Origin of the sequence: Sphingomonas jeddahensis, from assembly GCF_001981525.1 — a bacterium.
Taxonomy (GTDB): domain Bacteria; phylum Pseudomonadota; class Alphaproteobacteria; order Sphingomonadales; family Sphingomonadaceae; genus Sphingomonas; species Sphingomonas jeddahensis.
Genome location: NZ_MPSB01000012.1, coordinates 82444 through 104519, shown reverse-complemented (window position 1 = coordinate 104519; position 22076 = coordinate 82444). Strand labels below are relative to the sequence as shown.

Here is a 22076-nt window from a genome sequence, read left to right as displayed (position 1 = left end):
GGGTGGGGGTGGCGAGAAGCGGGAAGCTCGCAGTGCGCTGCTCCGACGCTAGCGGCCAGGCTTTGGCGGTCCGGCGTGGGCCGTAGGCTAGCATCGTCGTGCCGGCGATGGCCTCCGCCGGGTAGAGCGTGGCGAACTTTCGGGCCGCCACGGTCCCCCAGGCGTTGGCGGTGGTCGTGTCCCAATGGCCGCGCGATTGGCGGAGCGAGGTGCCGACCATCATGCGCGGCGCATCGTCCTGCCAGCCGGGACGGCCGAGCGTGACGAGCGTCGCCTTGATCGCGGCTTCGTCGCCCGAGGACATCAGCCACCAGGACTGATTGCCCTGATCCGACAGGTCTAGGCGGGTGCCTTCATAGACGAGGCGGGTGCGCAGGATGTTTTCGCCTTCCGCGCGCAACGCGGGCGCGTTGGCGAGACCGGGGATGCGATCGAGCGCGGCGAGATAGTCGGCGAGGGTTGCGGTGGGCATCTCGGCGAGCGGGAGGCTGATCTGGCCGAGCATCGCGGGCGTTGCGGCGCCGGCTCTGGCGAGCGCGGACAAGGCGGCGACGCGCTGGAGGCGGACGTCGCCGTAATCCTCGCGCCGGAGGCGGCCGTCTAGGACTGCCTTCAGCGCCTCGATCATGCGGGTGCGGGCGGTGTCGGGGATCGACAGGCCGGCCTCTCCGGTGATCGACAGGACATAGGCGGTGAGCGCTTCGGAGCCGTTGAGGCTGTTGCCGGGGAAGTAGCGCAGCAGGCCGTCGGGTGCCTGATAGGTCGGGATCTCGCCCGCGAGGGCCGCCCAGCCGGCGGCGTCGCCGTGGACGACGATGCGCGACAGGCGTTGTTCGAAGCACTGGTAGGGGTAAGCGGCCATGTAATCGCGCACGCCCTTCAGCGGCGGGGCGAGGCTGTCGTCGAGGCGGATCGAAACGGTGCCGCGGCCCGGCAAGGCGCCGGCGGGGGCGGTGATCGGGATCTGCGAGCCGGCGCCGATGCGGGCGAGCGTCGAGGCCCAGATCTCCACGGGAATCGCGGGAATCACGTCCTGCGTCACGGTCAGGCGATCGGCGGCGCGGCCATCGGAAGTGCGCGCGCTGACTTGCCAGCGCAGGCGATCGTGGCCCTCGGGCGCGGTGAGGTTCCACGCGACGGCCTTGGCGCCGCCCGCTGGGATCGTCACCGTCAACGGACGGCCGGCGGCGACGCGGGGGAAGACGTCGACATTCGCCGTCACCGTCATCGGCTTGGCGGAGCCGTTGCGCAGCGTGAAGGCGGCGGCATAGGTATCGCCGGTGCGCACCATCGGCGGCAGGCCGGCATAGAGCGACAGATCCTGCGCGGTGCGGATGTCGGCGGTGCCGGTGCCGAACAGGTTCGCGCCATCGGTAGCGATGGCGACGAGCTTGAACGATGACAGCGCTTCGGACAGCGGCACGGGTACGCGCGCGCGGCCCTGCGCGTCGAGCGCGACGCGGCCGCGCCACAGCAGCACGGGCTGGAAGTTCTCGCGGTTGAGCCCCGAGGCGTCGCCGCCGCCGCCGCCGGCCTCGACCGCCTTGCGGCCGTAGTGGCGCTTTCCAACGACCTGAGTCTGCGCGGTAGCGGTGAGGACGGAGAGCGGGCGCTCCCCCATCATCGCGGACAGGACGTTCCAGCTGTCGTTGGGGGCGAGCTGGAGCAACGCCTGATCGACCGCGGCGAAGGCGACGTCGGCGGAGCGCGCGGGGCTGCCATCGGGCTTGCGCACCTGCACCGCGACTTGGGCGGTATCGCGCGGGGCGTAACGCTCGCGATCGGCCTTGACCGCGACGGCGAGCTGGTGCGCCTCCCACCCGACCTTTATCTTGGCGACGCCCATGCGGTAGGCGGGCTTGGCGAGATCGACCAAAGCGGTCGGCTCCTGCGCCTCGTCCGGCGTGCTGGACAGGCCGAGCGTGCGCGCGATGCGGTTGACCCAGGTCCAGAAGCCGCTTTCGACACGGCCGCGCACCACCATCACCGAAACGAAGACGTCGGGCGCATAGGCGCCGTCGAGCGGGACGGAGACGACCGGGTCGCTGCCCGACAGCTGCGTGACGAAGCTCGACAGCACGCCTTCGCGCTCGACCGTCACCAGCGCGGTCGCCTCGCGGAACGGCATGCGGACCTGGAAGCGCGCGGTCTCGCCCGATTTGTAGGCGAGCTGTTCGGGGACGACGTCCATGCGATCGCCATTGTCGCCGCCGAACCACCAATCCTCGTCGCCCGCCAGCCACACGCTGCGCACCGCGCGCGCGACGTTGCCGTCGGCATCGGTGGTGGTGGCGACGGCATAGACTTCGCCAGCGACGCCCGGGTCGGCGCTGCACTGCGCCAGCCCCTGTGCATCGGTGGTCGCGGTGCAGGATGCATCCAGCTTGGTGGTGCGCATCTGATTGTCATAGGCGTAGAAGCCGCCGATCAGCCGGCGGCGCGCGGTGAGGATCTCGCGGCTGTAGAGCGCGACCGATATCTTCTGGCCCTTGATGGGCTTGCCCGCGGTGTCGAGCGCGACGAAGCGCAGGCGCAGATCGTCCTGCTTCATCAGCCAGCCGTCGGTGCGGATGCCGAGCTGCACGCCCGAGGCGAAGATCGGGATGGTGCGCGACGCGGTCAGCGTTTCGCCGTTCGCATCCTGATAATCCATCTCGACCTGCATGTCGGCCGAGCCGTCGAGCGACTGCGGGACTTCGATCGTCTGGCGCGCGGTGCCGTCGCCGCCGAGTCGGGCGGGGAGCATCTGCGTGGGCGGGAGTTCGGTGCGTTCCTCCTCGCCGTCGCCGTTCAGGGGGCGCACGCCCTCCTGCACGGTGCGGCCGCCGAAGGTGAAATTCTCGTAGCCCTCGGGCGTGGCGGTCCGGGCGAACCAGCCGACGCGCAGGTCGACCGGCAGGCTGGAGGCGCCGCCGCCGGAGAGATAGCCGACGTAGAGATCGAGCGGCACGTTGGCGGGGCGGATCGCCGCTGCCTTCGGCCCGGTGACGGTCGCGCGCATGGTGGGCAGGCGATATTCGTCGAGCTTGAACGACTGGCTCGTCTCGATCGTGCGGCCTTCGGCGACGATCGACAGGTCGTAATCGCCCATCGGCGCGCCTTGCGGGGCGGTCCAGCTGTTCTCGCCGATGCCGTTGGCGTCGATCGCCAGCGGCAGCTCGAACTGCGTGTCCGAGCCGCGGTGCGACAGTTTGAGCGTGCCGCGCACGCCGGGGGCGAGCGCGAAGCCGGCGCCGACCGGGCGGCGCAGGATGTGCTTCATGTGGATCGTCTCGCCCTCGCGGACGAGCGCGCGATCGAAGAGGGTGTGGACGGTCTCGCCGCGGGCCGAATAGCCGTAGGGGAGATCGAAATCATACGGGCGGATGCCCTCGCCCCATTCGGTGAGCGTGAAGCTGTAATCGTCGCCGCGGCGGGCGGAGACCATCAGCGGGTGCGGGCTGCTGTCATAGTCGCAGCCGCCATAGGTTTCCGGCTCGGGCAGGCCGGCGGGGACGAACAGGCCGCCGGTGCGATCGGTGACGCCGCGCGCGAGCAACTTGCCGGTGCAGCTGTCGGTGATGCGCACCTCGGCATTGGCGGCGGGCTTGCCGTCCGAGAGTTGGGTAACCCAGGCGAGGCTGCGCTCGCGGCCCCATTTGAAATGGACCGCCATGTCGGTGACGAGTGCGGCGCTGGCGACATAGCGCGGCGTGTCGCGGCCGAGCAGCGCGCGGCCGAGGATCGGGCTGGCAAGCTCGACGACGTAGAAGCCGGGCTTGCCGAGCGGGATGCCGACGACCTCGAAATCCTTGCCCTTGCCGGGCAGCGCGACCTGCATCGGGGCGCCCTGCCCGGCCTTGAGGATCGGCTTCTCGCCGGTGTGATTGATGCGGATCGTCTCGCCGCCGCGCTCGACCTCCTCGATCTCGGTGCGGTCGGCTTGCGCCACTGTGCGGAGCCATTGCGCGATCTCGCCGTCGTCGGGGGCGACGCGGACGCGCTGGCCGCTGACGCCTAAGTTGCGGCCTTGCAGTTCGGGTTCGACGTTGCGGACGGTGACGGGGAGGACGCCGCCCTGCTTCGCCTCGAGGATGCCGAAGCCGGCGGCGAACTTCACCAGCGGCGGCGCCTGATCGAAGCGGATGTCGAGCGGGAAGCGTTCGGCGTTGGCGAGCGGGCGGCCGCTTTCGTCCTTGATCCCGGCCGGGATGGTGAGCTTCGCGGTGGTGGCGACAGGGAGCGGCGCGGCGAAGGTGATGTCGGAGATCGTGGCGTTGCGCTTGTCGCTATCCTCGAACTTGGGCGCGATGCTCTTGCCGTCGGCGGTTTCGATGCGGACCTTGGCCGCTTCGCTCATCGGTACCGGCGCGCTGAAGCGAACATGCGCCTTTTCGACCGGGCTGCATCCCGCCTGCGGGCCGACTCGGCCGCATTCGAAGCGGGCGGTGAACGGCTTGCGCACGGTGTAGTCGAAACGCTGGTCGGCGCCGGCGCGCTTGCCGCCCGCGCCGATGATGTTCGCGCCCCAGACCAGCGCCATGTCGCGGCCGGGCGGGAGCGCGCGGCGACATTTGAGCGCGGTGACGCTGGCGAGCGATTTCTGGCGATCGGCGGCGGCAGCCGGGATGGTAGTGGGGAGGCCGGCGGTTTCGAGAAAGTTGCGCGCCTCCCAGCGATCGCTGCCGAGTTCGGCCAGCAGCTTGCCGGGGGTGTCGGCGGGGAGCACGTCGACCGCGATCTTCTCGCCGAGGCCGTCGACTGCGCAATAAGCGTTGGCGGCGATCGACTGCGGCATCGCGGGCATGTTGGCGGCGACAAGGAAGACCTGGTCCTCCTCGATTTCCTCGCGCGTGCCGGGCAGCACCGCGCGCGCCGTCGGCCCGCCGGTGTCGAGGGTGAAGCTGCGCGTGTCCGCGAGGGCGTAGCCGCTGGCGCTTTTCAACCCGTCGCGAGTCTTCGCCTCGCACGTCGTGCCGCCGGGCAATGCGGTGGCAAACTCCCACACATAGGTCTGTTGATCGACCCAGCGGCCTTCGCCGTTGACGCTGCAGGTGACGGCGATCGGGGCGGCGGCGCGCGGGTCGCCGAGCGGGACCATCGCCTGGCTGAAGCGGATCGTGAAGCGGTCGATCGCGCCGCCGGCTCCACCCGGCGTGGCGAGCACGACCTGCGGGCTGCTGTCGCTGGCCACCGACGTGGGGGCGAGGAGCAGGGCCAACAGCGCAAAACCTACCGTCGGTTTCATTCACCCGCCCCCTTGTGGATCAACGCAGGCTAATGTCGGCGCACTTTATGTCCAGCGCATTGCGATCCTCTCCATCGCAGATGGGAGGACTAGGGGCGGCGCTTCAGCCTGGTCAGCGCGGTATCGAGCGCAGAGAGGAAGCGGGACCGGTCCTCCTTGCCGAACGGGGGTGGGCCGCCGATGCGGTCCCCGCCGGCGCGCAAGTCGCTCATGATCGCGCGCACCGCCACCGCATTGCCGATCGAGCTGCTGGTGAAGGGTTTGCCGTTGGGCGCGATCACCGCCGCGGCGCCGGCCTTGAGGCAGCGGTCGGCGAGGAGGATGTCGGCGGTGATCACCACTGTCCCGGCGGCGGTGCGCTCGGCGATCCAGTCGTCGGCGGCGTCGAAGCCATCACTGACCACTACGCGCTCGATCAGCGGGTGCTGCGGCACGCGCAGGTGTGCGTTGCTGACGATCGTGACCGGCACCTCCAGCCGATAAGCAACCCGATAGATCTCCTCCTTCACCGGGCAGGCATCAGCGTCGACCAGGATCCGGACCGCCGTCACTCGTAAACGATCGTGACGGCGTCGGCGGCCTCGCGGGCGATGCGGCGGGCGGTGTCGGTGTCGGCACCGCGGGCGAGTGCCACGCCCATGCGGCGATAGGGGCGCGTGGTCGGCTTGCCGAACAGCCGCAGGTCCACGTCAGCGCCGGGGGTGGCGAGTGCTTGAGCAACGCACTCGTAGCGGAAAGCGGTGGCATCGCGGTCAGCGAGGATCACCGCGGAGGCGGCGGGGCCGAGCAGCGCAACCTCCGGCACCGGCAGGCCGAGGATCGCGCGGGCGTGGAGGTCGAATTCGCTCAGGCCCTGCGAGATCAGCGTGACCATGCCGGTGTCGTGCGGGCGTGGCGACAGTTCGGAGAAGATCACCTCCTCGCCCGCGACAAAGAACTCGACGCCGAACAGGCCATAGCCGCCGAGATTGTCGACCACCTTGCGAGCCATGTCCTGCGCCTTGGCGAGCGCTTGCGGCGACATCGCGGCGGGCTGCCACGATTCCTGATAGTCGCCGCGTTCCTGGCGGTGGCCGATCGGCGGGCAGAAGCGCACACCGTCGCGGGTGCGGACGGTCAACAACGTGATCTCGTAATCGAAGGCGACGAATTGCTCGACGATCACGCGGCGGCGGTCGCCGCGCATGTTGTCGACGGCGTAGGCCCAGGCACGGTCGAGTTCCTCTGCGTCGCGGACGGTGCTCTGGCCCTTGCCCGATGAGGACATGACCGGCTTCACCACGCAGGGGAAGCCGGTGTGGGTGGCGGCATCGCGCGCTTCTTCCAGGCTTTCCGCATAACGGTAGCGCGAGGTTACAAGGCCGAGCTCCAGTGCTGCGACATCGCGGATGCGGTCGCGGTTCATGGTCAGCTGCGTGGCGCGGGCCGATGGCACCACGGTGATCCCTTCCGCCTCGACATCGGCGAGGATCTCGGTGCGGATTGCCTCCACCTCGGGGACGATGAAGTCGGGGCGGTGCCTGGCGATCGCGGCGCGTAGGGCGTCGCCGTCGAGCATCGAGAAGACCTCCGCCGCGTCCGCCATCTGCATCGCGGGCGCGCGCGGATAGCTGTCGCAGGCGATCACATAGGCACCGAGGCGCTTGGCCGAGATGGTGAATTCGCGGCCAAGCTCGCCCGAGCCGAGCAGCAGGATTTTGGCGGTGTGAGTCATCAGCGTTTCGCCACGGCGCGGGTGAGCGCGGTGCCGAGTTCCGCCGACTTGGCGTCACGCAGCGCGCCGCACAGGCGGATGTTCTCCAGCGTGCGATCGTAATCGAGCACGCCGGCGCCGGCCGCGCGGATCTGCTTGCCGACCCCCGCATCGATCTTCGCCGCGCGATCGATCCCGCATTGCAGCGCGAAGGTGCGCGCGATGCGGCCCGCGAAGATACCGTTCGCGCTGTTCAGCACCTTGTCGATGTTGGTGATGAACCAGTCCCCGGTGATCTCCACGGTGCCCGGCCCTTGCGCCAGCCGTTGGGCGAGATTGGCGCGGTCGAGCGACCGCAGCCGCTTGTCATCGAAGCCGAAGAACCAAGTGGCGACATCCACCCGGCCACTATCGGCCACCGCGCCGAACGCGGCGTCGCGCACCACCGGCTCCTCGCTGGCGAGGCCGACTTCCATGATCCGCTTGGCCGCGGGCAGCCCGCCGGCCTGGACGATCGCGCCGAAACCGTCGCCGAGATAGGTGACGTCGAGCGCGGCCCTGTCACCGCCGAGGTAGCGTTCGGCCGCCCCGCCGAGCTTGGCGAGCAGCGCCTTGTCCTGCGCCTCGCCGGCGAGCAGCGCGACGATGTCGGCGCGCAGCTTCTGGCGATCAGGATCATCCGACGCGTGGGCACCCGCCGCCGGATCGAAGCCTAATGCGGTGAGGCGCGGCGCAAAGGTGCGATCGAGGAAGGCGCGATAGGCCGGCACCGCGGTCGCCGGGATTACGCCGCGGCGGTGAAGCCCAGCGAGCCGCTGACCCCCATCGAGCGCGGCGTTGGAATCGGCGTTGCCGGCCATCGCCACGGTGCCCGCGAGCACGCGATCGGCGCTGGCGCGACCGGCGCGGAACGAGGCCCACAGGCTGTCGCTCGCGGCAATCGCCTCCGCGCCGGGCAGGCTCGCGAAGGTTGCGATCAGACGATCCCATTCGGCCGGTTCCAGATCGAAGCGGTAATAGCCGGTGCCGCCGGCGTTGGGCATCAGCGCGCCCGTGCCCGCCGGTGCGGCAAAGGTCGCGGTTTGACCGTCGAGCAACTGGCAGGCGCGGGTCGCGTCGACGCTGTAGCAGAAGGGCACCGTCCATTTGGTCGGCTGCTGCTGCTGCCCGATGAAGGTGTAGCGCGATTGGGTGGCGACGAGCTGGTTACCCTGGCGCTTGAGCGAGATCAGCGGCACGCCCTGCTGATCGACGAAGCTCTGCATGGCGGTGACGACGCGTGGATCCTGCGCGGCATCGGCGAGGCTCTTGAAGAAATCGGGCGTAGCAGCATTGCCATAAGGGTGGCGCTTGAGGTGCAGGCGAACGCCATCGCGGAACTTCTCGTCACCGAGATAGGCGGCGATCATCGCGATGACATGGCCGCCCTTGCCGTAAGTGATGCCGTCGAACGCGGAATCGATCTGGCTGTTCTCGGCGATTGGCTGATGGATCGGACGCCCGACCGTCAGCGAATCGGTGTTCATCGCGGTGAAGCCTTCCTCCAGCCCGCCGACGCCGATGTTGAGCTCGGGTCGCCATTCGCCGCCGATGCGGAAGCCCATCCAGTTGGCGAAGCTCTCGTTGAGCCACAGATCGTCCCACCACACCGGGGAGACGAGATCGCCGAACCATTGATGCGCAAGCTCATGCGCGACGACCATGCCGAACAATTTCTTCTGCGACACCGGCGCATCGGGGGCGAGCGCGATGATCCCGTCGCCGTAGATGTCGGCGCCGGCATTTTCCATCGCGCCGGGCATCACCGGCGAGCCGATCTGATCGAGCTTGGGGAACGGGAACGGCGTACCGAAATATTTCTCCAGCAGGCTGACGATGCGCGGCGTTTCGGCCTGGACGTAGGCCGTCTTGTCCTTGTGCGCCTGCGTCAGCACAGCCCCGAGCGGCAGCGGCGCGGCGCGCTCAGGCGTTGGCGGTACCGTCGCCATGGCGTGGACGAACGGGCCGGTGACCAGCGCGACGAGATAGGTCGGCAGCGGGCGGGTGGCGGCGAACTGGTGCTTTTCCAGCGCGCCGACGCGGGTGACGCCGGTTTCGGGCGCGTTGCTGACCGCCTTTGATCCGCGATCGGTGGTGATCGAGACGGTGAAGGGCGTCTTGAAACCGGGCTCGTCGAAGCTTGGGAAAGCGGCGCGCGCGTCGATCGATTCGAACTGCGTCCAGCTATACCATTGGTCGGCGACCTTGATCCGATAAAGGCCCGAGGCACTGTCGCCGAAGCTGCCAGTCCAGTCGAACACCAGCGTCACCGTGCCGGCCGGCAGCGGCTGCGCGAAATCGAGCCGCGCGGTGCCGGTCTTGTCGACCTGCGTGAAGGTGGCAGGGATGGTCTTGCCGGCGACGCGTGCGGATGCCTTCACCGCCAGGTCGCGGCCGTGAAGGTAGAGGCGTGTTGTCGCCGCTTTTACCGTAGCATCGATCTCGCCATGGCCGGAGAAGGTCTCCATCGACGGTCGGATGGTGAAATCCAGGCGGTAGGCGGTCGGCGTGGCCGCATCGGAAAGCCGACCCTTGGGCGCGGCCGGATCGGCGGTGATCGCGACCGGCGCTGCGGGTTGCGCCTGCGCCCATGCGCCGGTGGACAGGAGGGATGCCACTGTGGCGAGAAGGATGGCGCGCATGGAAGCTCCGTGACGGTGTTGGCGCAGGCGTAGGACCGCGGGCTGGCGGCGGCAAGATCGCTAGCCGCGCTTGTCGGGCGTCGACAGCGAAGAGCTGCCATCCTACGCCAGCGGCAGCGGTGCGCCGAGCGGGACCCGCGAGAGAAGTGGAGATAGCTTCATGGCCGATGCGCAGCCGCCCAAGGTGCTCGCGTTCGACGTGTTTGGCACGGTGGTTGATTGGCGTACCAGCATCGCCGCCGGATCCGCGGGTTATCTGGATCGGATCGGACGCGGGGACCTTGATCCGGCGGCGTTCACCGACGCGTGGCGTTCGCGCTATCTGAGCGGGATGCGCGCGTTTGCGAAGTCGGGGCGCCCCTTTACCGTGCTGGACGTGCTGCATCGCGAGATGCTGGACGACACGCTGCGCGCCGAGGGGATCGATCCCGCCACCGTGGATGAGGCGCTGCTGCAGGATTGGACCTTCGCCTGGCGGCGGCTGGCGCCGTGGCCGGATTCGGTGGAAGGATTATCGCGGCTCAAACGCGGGTTCCCGATCGTTACGCTGTCGAACGGCAACATCGCGCTGATGCTGGAGATGGCGCGGCGCGGCGGGTTGCCCTGGGACGCGATCCTCGGGGCGGAAGTGACCAAGGCGTATAAACCCGATCCGCGCGCGTATCTCGGCACGGCCGAAGTGCTGGGGCTGGCGCCGGGCGAGGTGTGCCTGGTGGCGGCGCATCATAGCGATCTGGCGGCAGCGCGCGCGTGCGGACTCAAGACCGCTTTTGTGGCGCGACCGCAGGAATATGGCGGGCGAGCCGCGCCGGACGCGCATCTCGCGCAGGATTGGGAATGGTCGGGAGATAGTCTGATCGCGCTGGCGATGCAGCTGGGCTGTTGAGGACAAACGACCTTCAGCGGCAATGCTTGCTGCTGTCACATGGTCAGCGAAGCACATATTGCCAGCGTTGCCAACGCGCATGAGTGGCCCTAGCGACGTTGCGAATTGTTCTCATTACCGGTGGTTCGCACAAGAGCATGACACGAGGGACGATCCGCGCCTGGTTCCTGGTCCACAAATGGACCAGCCTGATCTGCACCTTGTTCCTGCTGATGCTGTGCCTCACCGGGCTGCCGTTGATCTTCCATGACGAAATCGACCGGCTGATCGAGGGGCAGCCACAGGTCGGCGCGCCCGGCGTGGGCTCGTCCGGAACGAGCGCCAGCTTGCTGCCGCTCGACACGATGTTGGCGGTGGCGCTCAAGCAGCGGCCGGGCGAGGTGCCGGCGTTCATGGCTTTCGACAACGAACAGCCTTTGATGACGATCACCACCGCCCCCCGTCCGGACTCCCCCACGAATCAGATGACGGTGCTGGTGCTTGATCGCTCAACCGGAAAGCTGACGTCGACGCTGGATGAAACGGGCGTGATGCCCTTCCTGCTCCAGCTTCACACCGACATGTTCCTCGGCCTGCCCGGCATGCTGTTCCTCGGCGCGATGGGCGTCTTGTTCGTGGCCGCAATCGTGTCGGGCGTGGTGCTCTACGCGCCGTTCATGCGCAAGCTCGCCTTTGGCACATTGCGCGCCACGCGCAGTCGCCGGGTCAAATGGCTCGATTATCATAATCTGCTGGGCGTAGTGGCGCTCGCCTGGACCGTGGTGGTCGGGCTGACCGGGGTGATCAACGCGCTGGCGACGCCGATCAACCAGATGTGGCAGGCGAATGAGCTTGCCGGCATGACCCGCGCCTATGCCGGGCGCGGCGCGCTGCCGCCCTCGCAATATGGCTCGCTCGACAAGGCCATGGCCACCGCGCGCGAGGCGCTGCCCGGGTACAACCCGCAGTTCATCGGGTTTCCGGGCGGCGCCTTCAGCTCGGCGCATCATTATGCCGTGTTCTTCCAGGGCGATACGCCACTGACCGAACGATTGCTCACCTCTGCCCTGATCGACGCCGAAACCGGCACCTTCACCGACTCACGCCCAATGCCCTGGTATGCGGCGGCGCTCGCGCTGTCCCAGCCGCTCCACTTCGGCGACTATGGCGGGCTTCCGCTCAAGCTGTTGTGGGCTGCGCTCACGGTCTTCACGATCGTCATCCTGGGTTCGGGATTGTATCTGTGGCTGGGGCGGCGGCGCGCCTCGCCGGACGCGCTTGCCCGCGAGGTCGAGACGGGCGGCACGGCGGGGCTGGCGCGATGAAGCGGCCGCCGCAATCACTCGGGCAGATTTTCGCGGCGCCGCTCCTTATTGCTACGGCGAGCGTCGTCGGGCTGGTCTGCGCACTTACCGGCGAGGGATGGCGCGACGCCGTATCCTGGGCCGGGCTCGCGGCGCCAGTGACGGCCACCGTCTGGGCGATCAAGACGCGGCTGAGCTGAAACGCGGCACGCCCCAGCGAGGCGCGACCAACATCATTTCCATTCCGGAACGACGGAATTCTAAGGCGCGCACGATCTACATTGATGATCGGCACCCTTGATCCATGTTACGAAGAAAACGGATAGAAGCGGCCGTTACGGAAGCGACCATTCCGGCAATTGTTTGTTGGGGGCATCAGGTCTTTGAGCTTTGCCTGGCTTTATCGAACATTACCGGAGATCAAGCATGTATTTTCACGACAAGCGGCTCCAATACCCAGTGGTAGTGGAGAAGCCCAACCCGAATTTCGCCCGAATGCTTCAACAGGCGATCGGCGGCGTGGAGGGCGAAATCCGCGTCTGCATGCAATATTTCTTTCAGGCGTGGGGCAATCGCGCACCGACGTCCAAATATCGCGACATGCTGCTCCACACGGCAACCGAGGAGATCGGGCATATCGAAATGCTCGCCACCGCGGTTGCGCTGAACCTGGAGACGGCCCCCGCTTCGGTGCAAGAAGAAGGCGCGGCTGACGGCATCGTCGGCGCAGTAATGGGCGGCGGCAGCGCCAAGGCGTCAATCGAGGGCCTGATCCACAAGAACCTGCTGTCGAGCGGACTGTCAGCGATGCCGATGGATTCCGATGGCGTGCCGTTCAACATGAGCCACATCTACGCCAGCGGCAACATCGCGGCCGACATGTACAGCAACGTCGCCGCGGAAAGCACCGGCCGGGTTCTAGCCGTGCGGCTGTTCAACGCCGCGGAGGATGAGGGCATGAAGAAGATGCTCCACTACATGATCGCGCGTGACACGATGCACCAGCAGCAATGGCTGGCGGTGCTTGAGGAGCTTGGCGGCCCCGGCTCCAACCTGCCGATCCCCAATTCCTTTCCGCAGGAAATGGAAGACCAGCAGAACAACTACAACTTCTACGCCACCGCCGCGGACGGCTCGGTGCCCGAAGGTCGCTGGACCAGCGGCCCGACGATTGATGGCCGCGGCGAGTTCACCGTGTTCCAGAACCAGCCGCTGGGCGAAGAACCCGTGCTCGGGCCGGCACGTCCCGACAGCGCCGCTCAGGACAAGCAGATCGCGTAAGCAGCAGGCGGCCGGCCGCAGCTGCGGCCGGCCCAATTATAACAGGAGAGAACCATGACCAAGACGATGAGCCTGACCCTCGCGCTGGCGCTCGCCGGCACCGCCCTTCCCGTCGCCGCACAGACCCCGCCGCCGCCGCCGCCGCCCGAAGCCAAGATGCAGGCGCAGCCCTATGTCATGGCGGCCGGCAAGAGCGACCTGTACGAGATCAACTCGAGCCAGATCGCGGTCGACAAGGCGCAGAACCCGGCGGTGAAGCGCTACGCCCAGATGCTGATCCAGCATCACCAGAAGACCACGGCCGCCACCATGGCCGCGGCGCAAAAGGCCGGCATGACCCCGCCGCCTCCAGCACTCGACCCGGGCGCGACCCGCTCGATCAACGAGTTGCAAACTGCGGCCCCGGGCGATTTCGACCGCATCTATCTGGCGCAGCAGGTTCCCGCTCACCAGGCGGCGCTCGATCTGCACCGGAGCTATGGCGCCCGCGGTGACCAGGCACCCTTGCGTGCTTCCGCGAAGAAAGCGGTGCCGATCGTGCAGCAGCACCTCACCGCTGCCGAGCGGATGCTCAAGGCGGCCGGCGGCAAGAGGATGTAATCCGGGATGCGGGAACGTCGAGGTCCGACGTTCCCGCATCACCTTCGTTGTGCAGCACAACAAACAGGTCCGGCCATCGAGGCCGGCATTCATGTGCTGCTGGAAAAACTCATGGCGGCCAACGTTGCGGAGGCCGAACAGATCCAGGCTACCCAACGAGCAGGCGCCGCGCGCGCCAGAGGCGGTTCGATCAACCCTTGCCACAGCCCTCCAATCCGGTAATTTAACGACCGTAAATTGGAGAGGGGCTGACATGCTCAGCAAAGAAGTGCGACCGCCTGAGGACGCTATCACCGCCATGTCGCTGCCGTGGAGCGAGCGGGCAGTTACGGTCGAGCATCGCGAGGATGGCTGCACCTTGCTGCGCTCCCCCTATGTGATGCGCGACACGCCCCGCTCGATCGCGCACCTGTTCCTCGATCGCGTCGCCGAGCGCCCCGATCATCCGTTCATCCAGCAACGCGGCAAGGACGGCACCTGGCGTGGCCCGACCTACGCCGAGATGGAAACGCGCGCGCGCGGGATCGGTCAGTGGCTGCTCGATCACGGCGCGGGCGGCACCGGCGGGGTGATGATCCTGTCGGGCAATTCGGTCGATCATGCCGCGGTGATGCTTGGCTGCTATCTCGCCGGCGTGCCCTCCACCGCATTGAGCCAGGCATACAGCCTCGGCGCGAGCGACTTCACCAAGTTGCGTCACTGCCTCGCCACCGTCGCGCCGCGCGTGATCTTCGTCCAGTCGGGCGATGCCTTCGCTCCTGCGCTGGCCGAAATTCGCGCGCTGCGCCCCGACATGCTGATCCTGTCAGGGGACGGCACCAACAACAGCATCAGCCTCGATCAGGCCGCGGCCACGCCGCCGACGGCCGCGCTCGATGAGGCACTCGGCGCGCTCGACCACTCCACCGTCGCAAAATACCTTTTCACCTCCGGCTCCACCGGGATGCCCAAGGCGGTGCCGCAGACCCATGGCATGATGGCCGCCATGGTCGCCGCGCGGCATGGCCTGATGGCCGATCCGGACGAACGCTTTCCCGCGATCAGCGTCGACTGGATGCCGTGGAGCCACCTCAGCGCCGGCAACATCGGCTTCAATCACAATATCTGGGCCGGCGGCACGCTTTACCTCGACGACGGCCGACCGATGCCGGGCCAGTTCGCGACCACCTTGCGCAACCTGCTCGAACTCAAGCCACCGTTGTTCAGCTCGGCGCCGATTGCGTTCGAGATGCTGGTGTCGGCGCTGGAGAACGATCGCCAGGCCGCCGCCGACCTGCTGCCTGGTCTGCGCTACATGTCCTATGGCGGCGCGGCCCTCTCGCAAAATCTCGCCGATCGGGTGCAGCAACTCGCGCTGGACGTCACCGGCCGCACCATCCCGATCATCACCACTTATGGCGCCACGGAGGTGCAGGGCATCACCACCGTCCATTGGGACACCACCAAAGTCGGCATGATCGGGCTCCCGGTGCCCGGCGTAACGCTGAAGCTGACGCCGGTGGGCGACAAGCTCGAAGTGCGCGTGAAGGGCCAATCGGTGATGGCCGGCTACCTCAACGAGCCGGAAAAGAACGCGGAGGCCTTCGACGAGGAAGGCTATTACTGCCTTGGCGACGCCGCCCGCTTCGTCGATCCCGAGGATCCATCGCAAGGCGTCGCTTTTGACGGCCGGATTTCGGAGGATTTCAAGCTCACCAGCGGCACCTGGGTTTCGGTCGGCACGCTGCGCGCGGCGATCGTCACCGCCGCAAGCCCGCACCTGCGCGATCTCGTGATCACCGGCCAGGACCGCCCTTTCATCGGCGGCCTCGCCTGGCTGGCCGGCAATGATCCCGATGCAGTGGTGAAGCTGCGCGAGGCACTGACGGCGTTCAACCGTCAGGCCGGCGGCTCGTCGCGCCGCATCGCTCGCCTGCTGATCCTCGCCGAACCACCGAGCATCAGCGACGGCGAGATCACGGAGAAGGGCTACATCAACCAGCGCGCGGTGCTGGCACGGCGTGCGGCGGAGGTGGAACGCCTCTACGCGGCGGAGCCGGACGCTGACGTGATCCTGCTCGATTGAGCCCAGCGTCATTCCCGCGAAGGCGGGAATCCATACACGCAGGTCGCGCGGCCCTATCGCTGCCGCCAGAGAATATGGATCCCCGCCTTCGTGGGGATGACGGTGAGAGCAGACGTCACGGCCCAATTTCCCGTTCGTGCTGAGCCTGTCGAAGCACGTGCCACGCGAGCAAACCACTCCTGGCACGCCCTTCGACAGGCTCAGGGCGAACGGGTTATCGCGTGAAGGTCATTCGCCCACCCGCTCGATAATCAACGCCGGCGCCATGCCCCCGAACGCGCATTGCGTGATCAGCGCATAACGCCCACCGGTCCGCTCCAGCTCATCCAGCGCCGTGCCGATCAGCATCGATCCCGTCGCGCCGATCGGATGGCCGAGCGCGATCGCGCCACCATTGACGTTCACCTTGGCGCGATCGAGCCCGAGGTCACGGATCGCCTTCTCGGTCACGACCGCAAACGCCTCGTTGATCTCCCACACGTCGATGTCGTCGACGGTCAGCCCCGCCCGCTCCAGCGCCTTCTTCGCCGCGGGCACCGGCGCGTTGAGGATCAGCGTCGGGCAGTCGCCATGGTTCACCGCGGTGACGATCCGCGCACGGGCCTTCCAGCCGTTGGCCTTCAGCCCCTCCTCCGACGCGAGCAACAGCGCCGCCGAGCCATCGACCACGCCCGATGAAGTGCCGGCGTGATGCACCGGCTCCCACTCCAGGTCGGGATACTTCTTCTGGATCATCTGCTTCATCGTCGTGCCATCGGGCGAAGCGGCGACGTCGTTGATCGCGACAAAGCTGGGCTTCAGCGCCGCAAGGCTTTCCGCCGTGGTGCCGGGGCGGGGGAACTCGTCGCGGTCGAGGGCGATCGTGCCGTCGTCGTTATAGACCGGCACGACGCTGCGGTCGAACCGCCCTTCCGCCATCGCAACCGCCGCGCGGCGCTGGCTCTCCGCTCCGAACGCGTCGAGCTCTTCGCGCGAAATCCCCTCCATTCCCGCAATCGCGTCCGCCGCCACGCCGACGTGCGAAATCGGATGCGCGTCATACAGTGCATAATTGCCCTTGGCGCGGCCGAGCTGGGCGAACGGGGTGCCCTGTTCCCATGAATCCGCCTCGGCATGGTGGCTCATCATCTCGGTGCCGCCGGCGATCACGACATCCTCGAACCCGGCGATGATCTGCGACGCGGCAAAGCCAACGCTGCTGATCCCGCCGCCGCAATAGCGATCCAGCGTGACGCCCGACGCCTTGGTGTCATAACCCGCGTAGAGCGCCGACAGCCGCCCGAGATCGCCGCCCTGCTTGCCGCGCTGCTGACTGGTCGACCAGATGATGTCGTCCACCTTGGACGTATCAAGCTGGTTACGCTCCTTCAGCGCCTTGAGTACCGTGGCGCCCAGATGCTGCGGATGCAGGTGCGTCAGCGCTCCCTTGCCCAACTTCCCACCCCCGCGTGGGGTGCGGACGGCGTCAACGATATAGGCGGTGGTCATGTGATCGTGTCCTTGAAGACCGCCATTCGTCCTGAGCGAAGCCGAGGGGACATGCCGCGCGCGATACCGTTCGCGGCAGGGTCCCTCGACAATGCTCGGGACGAACGGAGCAGATTACCCTAATTGTTTATCCGAGCGTCACCGCGGCGCCATGCGGATCGCGCCGTCGAGCCGGATCGACTGTCCGTTGAAATAGGCATTGCGCACCAGTTCGAGAACCAGCGACGCATATTCCTCCGGCTTGCCGAGCCGCTTGGGGAACGGCACCGACGCGTTGAGATTGTCGAACACCTGCTGCGGCAGCTTGCCGAGCAGCGGCGTGCCGAAAATCCCCGGCATGATCGCGTTGACGCGAATGCCGAGGTCCATCAGGTCGCGCGCCATTGGCAGCACCATGCCGTTCACGCCCGACTTGCCCGCGCCATAAGCGACCTGCCCGATCTGCGCATCCTGGGCCGCCACCGAAGACGTCATGATGATCGTGCCGCGCTCGCCATCCTCCAACGGATCGAGGCTCGCCATGCCGAACGCGGCGAGCGACGCCATGCGATAGCTGGAAATCAGGATGCCGTCCGTGGCAAAGGCGAAATCCTCGGTCGAGAAGCGCGTGAACTCGCCAGTCTGCTTGTTGCGGCCGACTGTCTTGCCCTTGCGATTGGCCATCGCGCAGTGAACCAGGATGCGCTCCTGACCGTGCGCGGCGCGCGCCTTCTCGAACCCGGCGTTTACCGAGTCCTCGCTCATGATGTTGACGTGGCAGAACACGCCGCCGATCGCCTCGGCCACTTCCTGTCCCGCTTCCTCATTCAAGTCGAAGATCGCGACCTTGACGCCGGCGGCGGCGAGCGCCTCCGCACTGGCACGGCCCAGGCCCGAAGCGCCACCAGTCACGACGGCGGCAGTATCAGCGGTAATCTGCATGACGATATCCCTTGTTGGTCGAAGAAAAGCTCACGCGCCACGGCGCATCGCCACGGCGGCGCGCCAGAAGCAGAAAGCGGACAGGAAGGAGATCAGCGAGGTCGCGACCAGCGCATATCGCACCCCCTCCGCCTCGCCATAGCTGCTCGCGAACAGGTCGCTGATCAGGCCGGTCAGCAGCGCGCCAAGCCCCAGGCCGCCCGCGTTCAGCACGAACAGGAAGATCGCGGTCGCGGTGGAGCGTGACCGCTGCGGAATCATCCCCTGAATGCCGGCGAATACCGGGCCGAACCACATGTTCTTCAGGAACAGCGGCACGATCAGCAGCATCAGGATGGTGAGCCCACTTCCCGCGAAGAACACGCCGGCAAGCAAGGGGCCGGCGAGCAGCATCGAGATTGCCGCTACCATGCCGTAACCTCCCGCGTCCTTTGCCACGAACCGATCGCCCAGCCGGCCGCCCACCAACGTGCCGATCCCACCTGACACGCCAAGCACGATGCCCAGCGCCACGCCGACAAAGGCAAGCGGCCCGGCAAAGCCAACGCTCTGCGCCGCGGCGCTTAGCTCCGGCGTATAGTTGCGCAGGAAAAAGGACACGTAGAACGCTTGCTGGCCGTAGCCCACGAATGACGTGATCGCCGCTCCCGCCGCCAGCCACCAGAAAGCCGGCTGCTGGCGCAACTGGGCCAGCACTGCGCTGAGCGGCAGCAGGTTGGCGCGCGATGCGGGCGTACTGCTCGGGCGGGGATCGCGCAGCGTCGCAAAGGCGATCAGCGCGAGCAGGATGCCCGGCGCACCGGCGACCATGAACGCCGCACGCCAGCCATAGCTTTGTGCGACGATGCCGCCGAGCACGAGCCCCGCCAGCGATCCCACCGGCACGCCCATCGAAAAGGTGCCGAGCGCCGACGCGCGCTTGTTCACCGGCACGCTGTCGGCGATCAACGACTGTGCCGATGGCGTACATCCTGCCTCGCCAACGCCGACGCCGATCCGCGCCAGCAGGATCTGAACGAACGTCGTGGACATGCCGCACACCACGGTAAACCCGCTCCAAACGACCAGGCAGCCGGCGATGATCCGCCCGCGGTGATAGCGCTCGGCCAGCCGCGCCATTGGGATGCCAAGCGTGGTGTAGAACATCGCAAAGCCGAGGCCCGTCATCGCGCCAAGCTGCCAATCCGCCAGCCCGAGATCGCGCTTGATCGGCTCGGCCAGAATGTTGACGATCTGCCGATCGACGAAGTTCAGCATGTAGATGACGGTCAGCAGCCACACGCTGTATCGTGCGGCCGCCGCGCTGGGCAGCGGGAAGTCATGCGTCGCCGCGGGTGCGACCGTGTCGGCCTTTGCCTCGGCGACCTGCGCCAGCGGGTGTGTTGCGCTGCTCATGCCGCCATCTCCCCAGCGCTGTCTTCGGCGATCAGCGCATCGCGCAACCGCCGCTTGACCAGTTTTCCGGCGTCCGTTCGCTCGAGTGTCGATCGGAAGACATAACGGCGCGGCACCTTCACGGCGCTGAGCCCTTGGCGCGCGAACCTGTCCAGCTTGGCAGCAAGCTCAGGTTCGTTCGCCGCGGGCCACACGCGCGGCTCGACAAGCGCGACGACACGCTCGCCCATCTCAGCGTCCGGCATGCCGACCACCGCCACATCGGCGACATCGGGATGCTCCAACAGCCGATTTTCGATCTCCTGCGGATATATGTTCACCCCGCCCGAGATAATCATGAAGTTCGCCCGATCGGTTAGGAATAGATAGCCCTCGGCATCCACCCGCCCGATGTCGCCCAGCGTCGGCCAGCCATGCTGGTTGTACGCAGCTGCCGTCCGCGCGGGATCATTGTGGTAACTGAACGGGTTCGGATTGGCGAAGCGCACCAGCCCTTCCTCGCCCACCGGCAATTCCTCCCCGTCCTCGCCACAGATACGGATTTCGCCCTGCACTGCGCGCCCCACGGTGCCCGGCCGCGCCAGCCAGTCCGCGCACGTGGCGACCGTCAGCCCCACGCCTTCGGTGCCGCTGTAGAATTCGCCAATGATCGGCCCCAGCCAGCCGATCGCCTGTTGCTTGAGCCCAATTGGGCATGGCGCGCCGGCGTGGAACACCGATCGCAGCGAGGAAAGATCATGGCGCGCGCGCTCTGCCTCCGGCAGCGCAAGCATGCGCGCGAGATGCGTCGGCACCACTTGCGCCACCGTTACCCGGTGCTGCTCGATCGCGGCCAGCGCGTCGCTGGCATCGAACCGCTCCATGAGCACCACCGTTCCGCCGAGCCGGTGGATCGCCAAGCTCCAGCGCAGCGGCGCGGCATGATACAGCGGGGCGGGACACAGATAGACGCTGTCCTGCGCATAGCTGAAGAAGCAGGACCCGATTTCCACGGCGCGCGGCGCATGGTCGAAGCTGGCGGGCGTTGGCGACTTGATCCCTTTGGGAAATCCGGTGGTGCCGGACGAATAGAGCATGTCCGTGCCGGGCGCCTCGTCCGCCACCGGAGTTTCCGGCGATGTGCGGATGGCGGCGATCAGCGCATCGTCGAGCCGGGCCACCGGACACGGCAGAGCCGGCTCGCCCAGCCGCTCCAGCACCCTTGCCGACAGGATCGCCACGCGCGCCTCGGCATCGCGCAGGATGTACGACACTTCACCTTCGGTCAGCGCGGTCGGGATTACCAGATAATGCGCCCCAATCCGCTGCGCGCCCCACACCAGTTCGTAGAAGCGCGGGTGGTTCTCCGCCATCAGCGCAACCACGTCCCCCGTCTTCACGCCAAGCCCACGCAGCCAGTGCGCAACCTGATTGGCGCGCGTTTCAAGCTCGCGGTAAGTTACCTGCTCCCCGCTGCCCGCCATCACATAGGCGGGCTTGTCGGGCGTTGCGGCGGCAAAGCGGCGCGGGTGCATGAACGATCCTCTGCTTTGTTTGCGATCGGCAGCGTTGCTGCCTTATCGTTCGTTGGATGACCGGGAAGAACCGGGCCTCGCGGCGAGGCCCTGGAGCACGAAATCCACCGCGGCAGCTGTGTAGGTGCGGACAAAATTGTCCTGGGACGGCGCGCCATTCATCAGATTGCCGAATGGCACGCGCGTCGCGAACAGATATTGGCACGCGCCGACGATCAGGAAGTAGGCGTGATTGGGGTCGATCGGGCGAAATTCCCCCGCTGCGATCCCGGCCTCGATAATGCGGCGTTGCGCATGGATCAGCGGCTCGACGAAGCTTGCTTTGATCCGGTCGGACGCTTCGGTCCCCGATTCGCGAACCAGCCGGTTGAGCAGACCGTTGAGATACGGGTGCCGCGCATAGGTGCGGATGATGCCGGTGACATGCAGCGTCAGCTTTTGCGTCGGCGTGACGTCGAGGCTCAGCAAACCGTCTAGCTGTTCGAGCGACCTTGCAGTGTCTGACTCGACCAGCGCGGTCAACAAACCCTCCTTGCTGCCGAAATAATATTTCACCAGCGGCGCCGTCACGCCGGCACGGCGCGCGATCGCGTGGAGCGACACATCGCTGCTGCCGCTCTCGATCATCAGGTCGCGGGCTGCGTCGAGCAACACGCCGCGTCCCGAAGGGCTTGGCCGCGTGTTCGGCTGGCGCGCGGCGTCTGCAAGGGCATCGCTGTCAACGCTGGCGAGCGCAGCGCGCGATTGCTGCAGCAGACGCCCGCTCATGCGGTTATGTCCGCACGGCGGGCACACGAGAAGTTCCCGCCGCGCGACGATTGCGGTTCGGAAATCATCGCCCCTCCTGTTCGATGACGCAGCGCCATTACCCGGCGATGGGCCGATTTTTCACGCTTGTAAAGGCTTCGATGAAGGGGCATTAAGCCCGCCGTTGTTCATCCGTTAAGTGGATGAAGCGTGCACAAGCGTGTCGGCAGACAGCCTGCGGCGGGAACCGAGGTATCGGGCGCTGCAAGGCCAGGGATCGACGACGTGCGCAAGG

The 22076-nt window shown here is 67.1% G+C and carries 15 protein-coding genes; 6 read left to right on the top strand and 9 right to left on the bottom strand.

Going from position 1 to position 22076, the window contains the following annotated elements; genetic code table 11:
- The 4 genes from SPHI_RS12360 to SPHI_RS12345 all read right to left on the bottom strand — a co-directional run.
- A partial coding sequence (locus SPHI_RS12360) for an alpha-2-macroglobulin family protein (protein ID WP_076745262.1) occupies positions 1 to 5227 on the bottom strand: 5227 nt, incomplete at its 3' end.
- An 89-nt stretch (positions 5228 to 5316) separates the two neighbouring features.
- Positions 5317 to 5778, bottom strand: coding sequence for a YaiI/YqxD family protein (locus SPHI_RS12355; RefSeq protein ID WP_076745261.1), 462 nt, complete (start codon positions 5776 to 5778; stop codon positions 5317 to 5319).
- Positions 5775 to 6941 (bottom strand): formate-dependent phosphoribosylglycinamide formyltransferase, encoded by a 1167-nt coding sequence (gene purT / locus SPHI_RS12350; RefSeq protein ID WP_076745260.1) that lies wholly within the window; start codon positions 6939 to 6941, stop codon positions 5775 to 5777. Before purT ends, SPHI_RS12355 begins: the two co-directional genes overlap by 4 nt.
- On the bottom strand, positions 6941 to 9601 hold the full coding sequence (locus SPHI_RS12345) for a M1 family metallopeptidase (RefSeq protein ID WP_076745259.1): 2661 nt from the start codon (positions 9599 to 9601) through the stop codon (positions 6941 to 6943). Before SPHI_RS12345 ends, purT begins: the two co-directional genes overlap by 1 nt.
- Before the next feature lie 160 nt (positions 9602 to 9761).
- Between SPHI_RS12345 and SPHI_RS12340 the strand changes: the two genes are divergently transcribed.
- From SPHI_RS12340 to SPHI_RS12315, 6 genes are all read left to right on the top strand, one after another.
- Entirely contained in the window at positions 9762 to 10487 is a 726-nt protein-coding gene (locus SPHI_RS12340; RefSeq protein ID WP_076745258.1) for a haloacid dehalogenase type II, read from the top strand.
- 137 nt (positions 10488 to 10624) lie between these two features.
- Positions 10625 to 11791, top strand: a complete 1167-nt coding sequence (locus tag SPHI_RS12335; RefSeq protein WP_076745257.1) for a PepSY-associated TM helix domain-containing protein — start codon at positions 10625 to 10627, stop codon at positions 11789 to 11791.
- Complete coding sequence (locus tag SPHI_RS12330; protein WP_076745256.1) at positions 11788 to 11970, top strand: hypothetical protein; 183 nt, start codon at positions 11788 to 11790, stop codon at positions 11968 to 11970. Before SPHI_RS12335 ends, SPHI_RS12330 begins: the two co-directional genes overlap by 4 nt.
- A gap of 226 nt (positions 11971 to 12196) precedes the next feature.
- A complete protein-coding gene (locus tag SPHI_RS12325; protein WP_076745255.1) occupies positions 12197 to 13051 on the top strand; it encodes a manganese catalase family protein in 855 nt (284 codons plus the stop codon).
- 54 nt (positions 13052 to 13105) lie between these two features.
- Positions 13106 to 13651: a DUF4142 domain-containing protein gene (locus tag SPHI_RS12320; protein ID WP_076745254.1), complete on the top strand. Its 546-nt coding sequence runs from the start codon at positions 13106 to 13108 to the stop codon at positions 13649 to 13651.
- Positions 13652 to 13904: 253 nt separating this feature from the next.
- On the top strand, positions 13905 to 15716 hold the full coding sequence (locus SPHI_RS12315) for an AMP-binding protein (protein WP_076745253.1): 1812 nt from the start codon (positions 13905 to 13907) through the stop codon (positions 15714 to 15716).
- Between the two features lie 228 nt (positions 15717 to 15944).
- Here SPHI_RS12315 and SPHI_RS12310 read toward each other — a convergent pair whose 3' ends face one another.
- The 5 genes from SPHI_RS12310 to SPHI_RS12290 form a co-directional block, all read right to left on the bottom strand.
- Positions 15945 to 17204: an acetyl-CoA C-acetyltransferase gene (locus tag SPHI_RS12310; RefSeq protein ID WP_076745252.1), complete on the bottom strand. Its 1260-nt coding sequence runs from the start codon at positions 17202 to 17204 to the stop codon at positions 15945 to 15947.
- Positions 17205 to 17342: 138 nt separating this feature from the next.
- Positions 17343 to 18125 (bottom strand): SDR family oxidoreductase, encoded by a 783-nt coding sequence (locus SPHI_RS12305; RefSeq protein ID WP_076745251.1) that lies wholly within the window; start codon positions 18123 to 18125, stop codon positions 17343 to 17345.
- Between the two features lie 30 nt (positions 18126 to 18155).
- Positions 18156 to 19520 carry a spinster family MFS transporter gene (locus tag SPHI_RS12300; protein ID WP_076745250.1) on the bottom strand — a complete coding sequence of 455 codons (1365 nt, stop codon included), beginning with the start codon at positions 19518 to 19520 and terminating at the stop codon, positions 18156 to 18158.
- Complete coding sequence (locus SPHI_RS12295) at positions 19517 to 21034, bottom strand: AMP-binding protein (protein WP_076745249.1); 1518 nt, start codon at positions 21032 to 21034, stop codon at positions 19517 to 19519. The genes SPHI_RS12300 and SPHI_RS12295 overlap by 4 nt, the downstream gene beginning before the upstream one ends.
- Before the next feature lie 42 nt (positions 21035 to 21076).
- A complete protein-coding gene (locus SPHI_RS12290) occupies positions 21077 to 21802 on the bottom strand; it encodes a TetR family transcriptional regulator (protein ID WP_076745248.1) in 726 nt (241 codons plus the stop codon).
- Between the last annotated feature and the right edge of the window lie 274 nt (positions 21803 to 22076).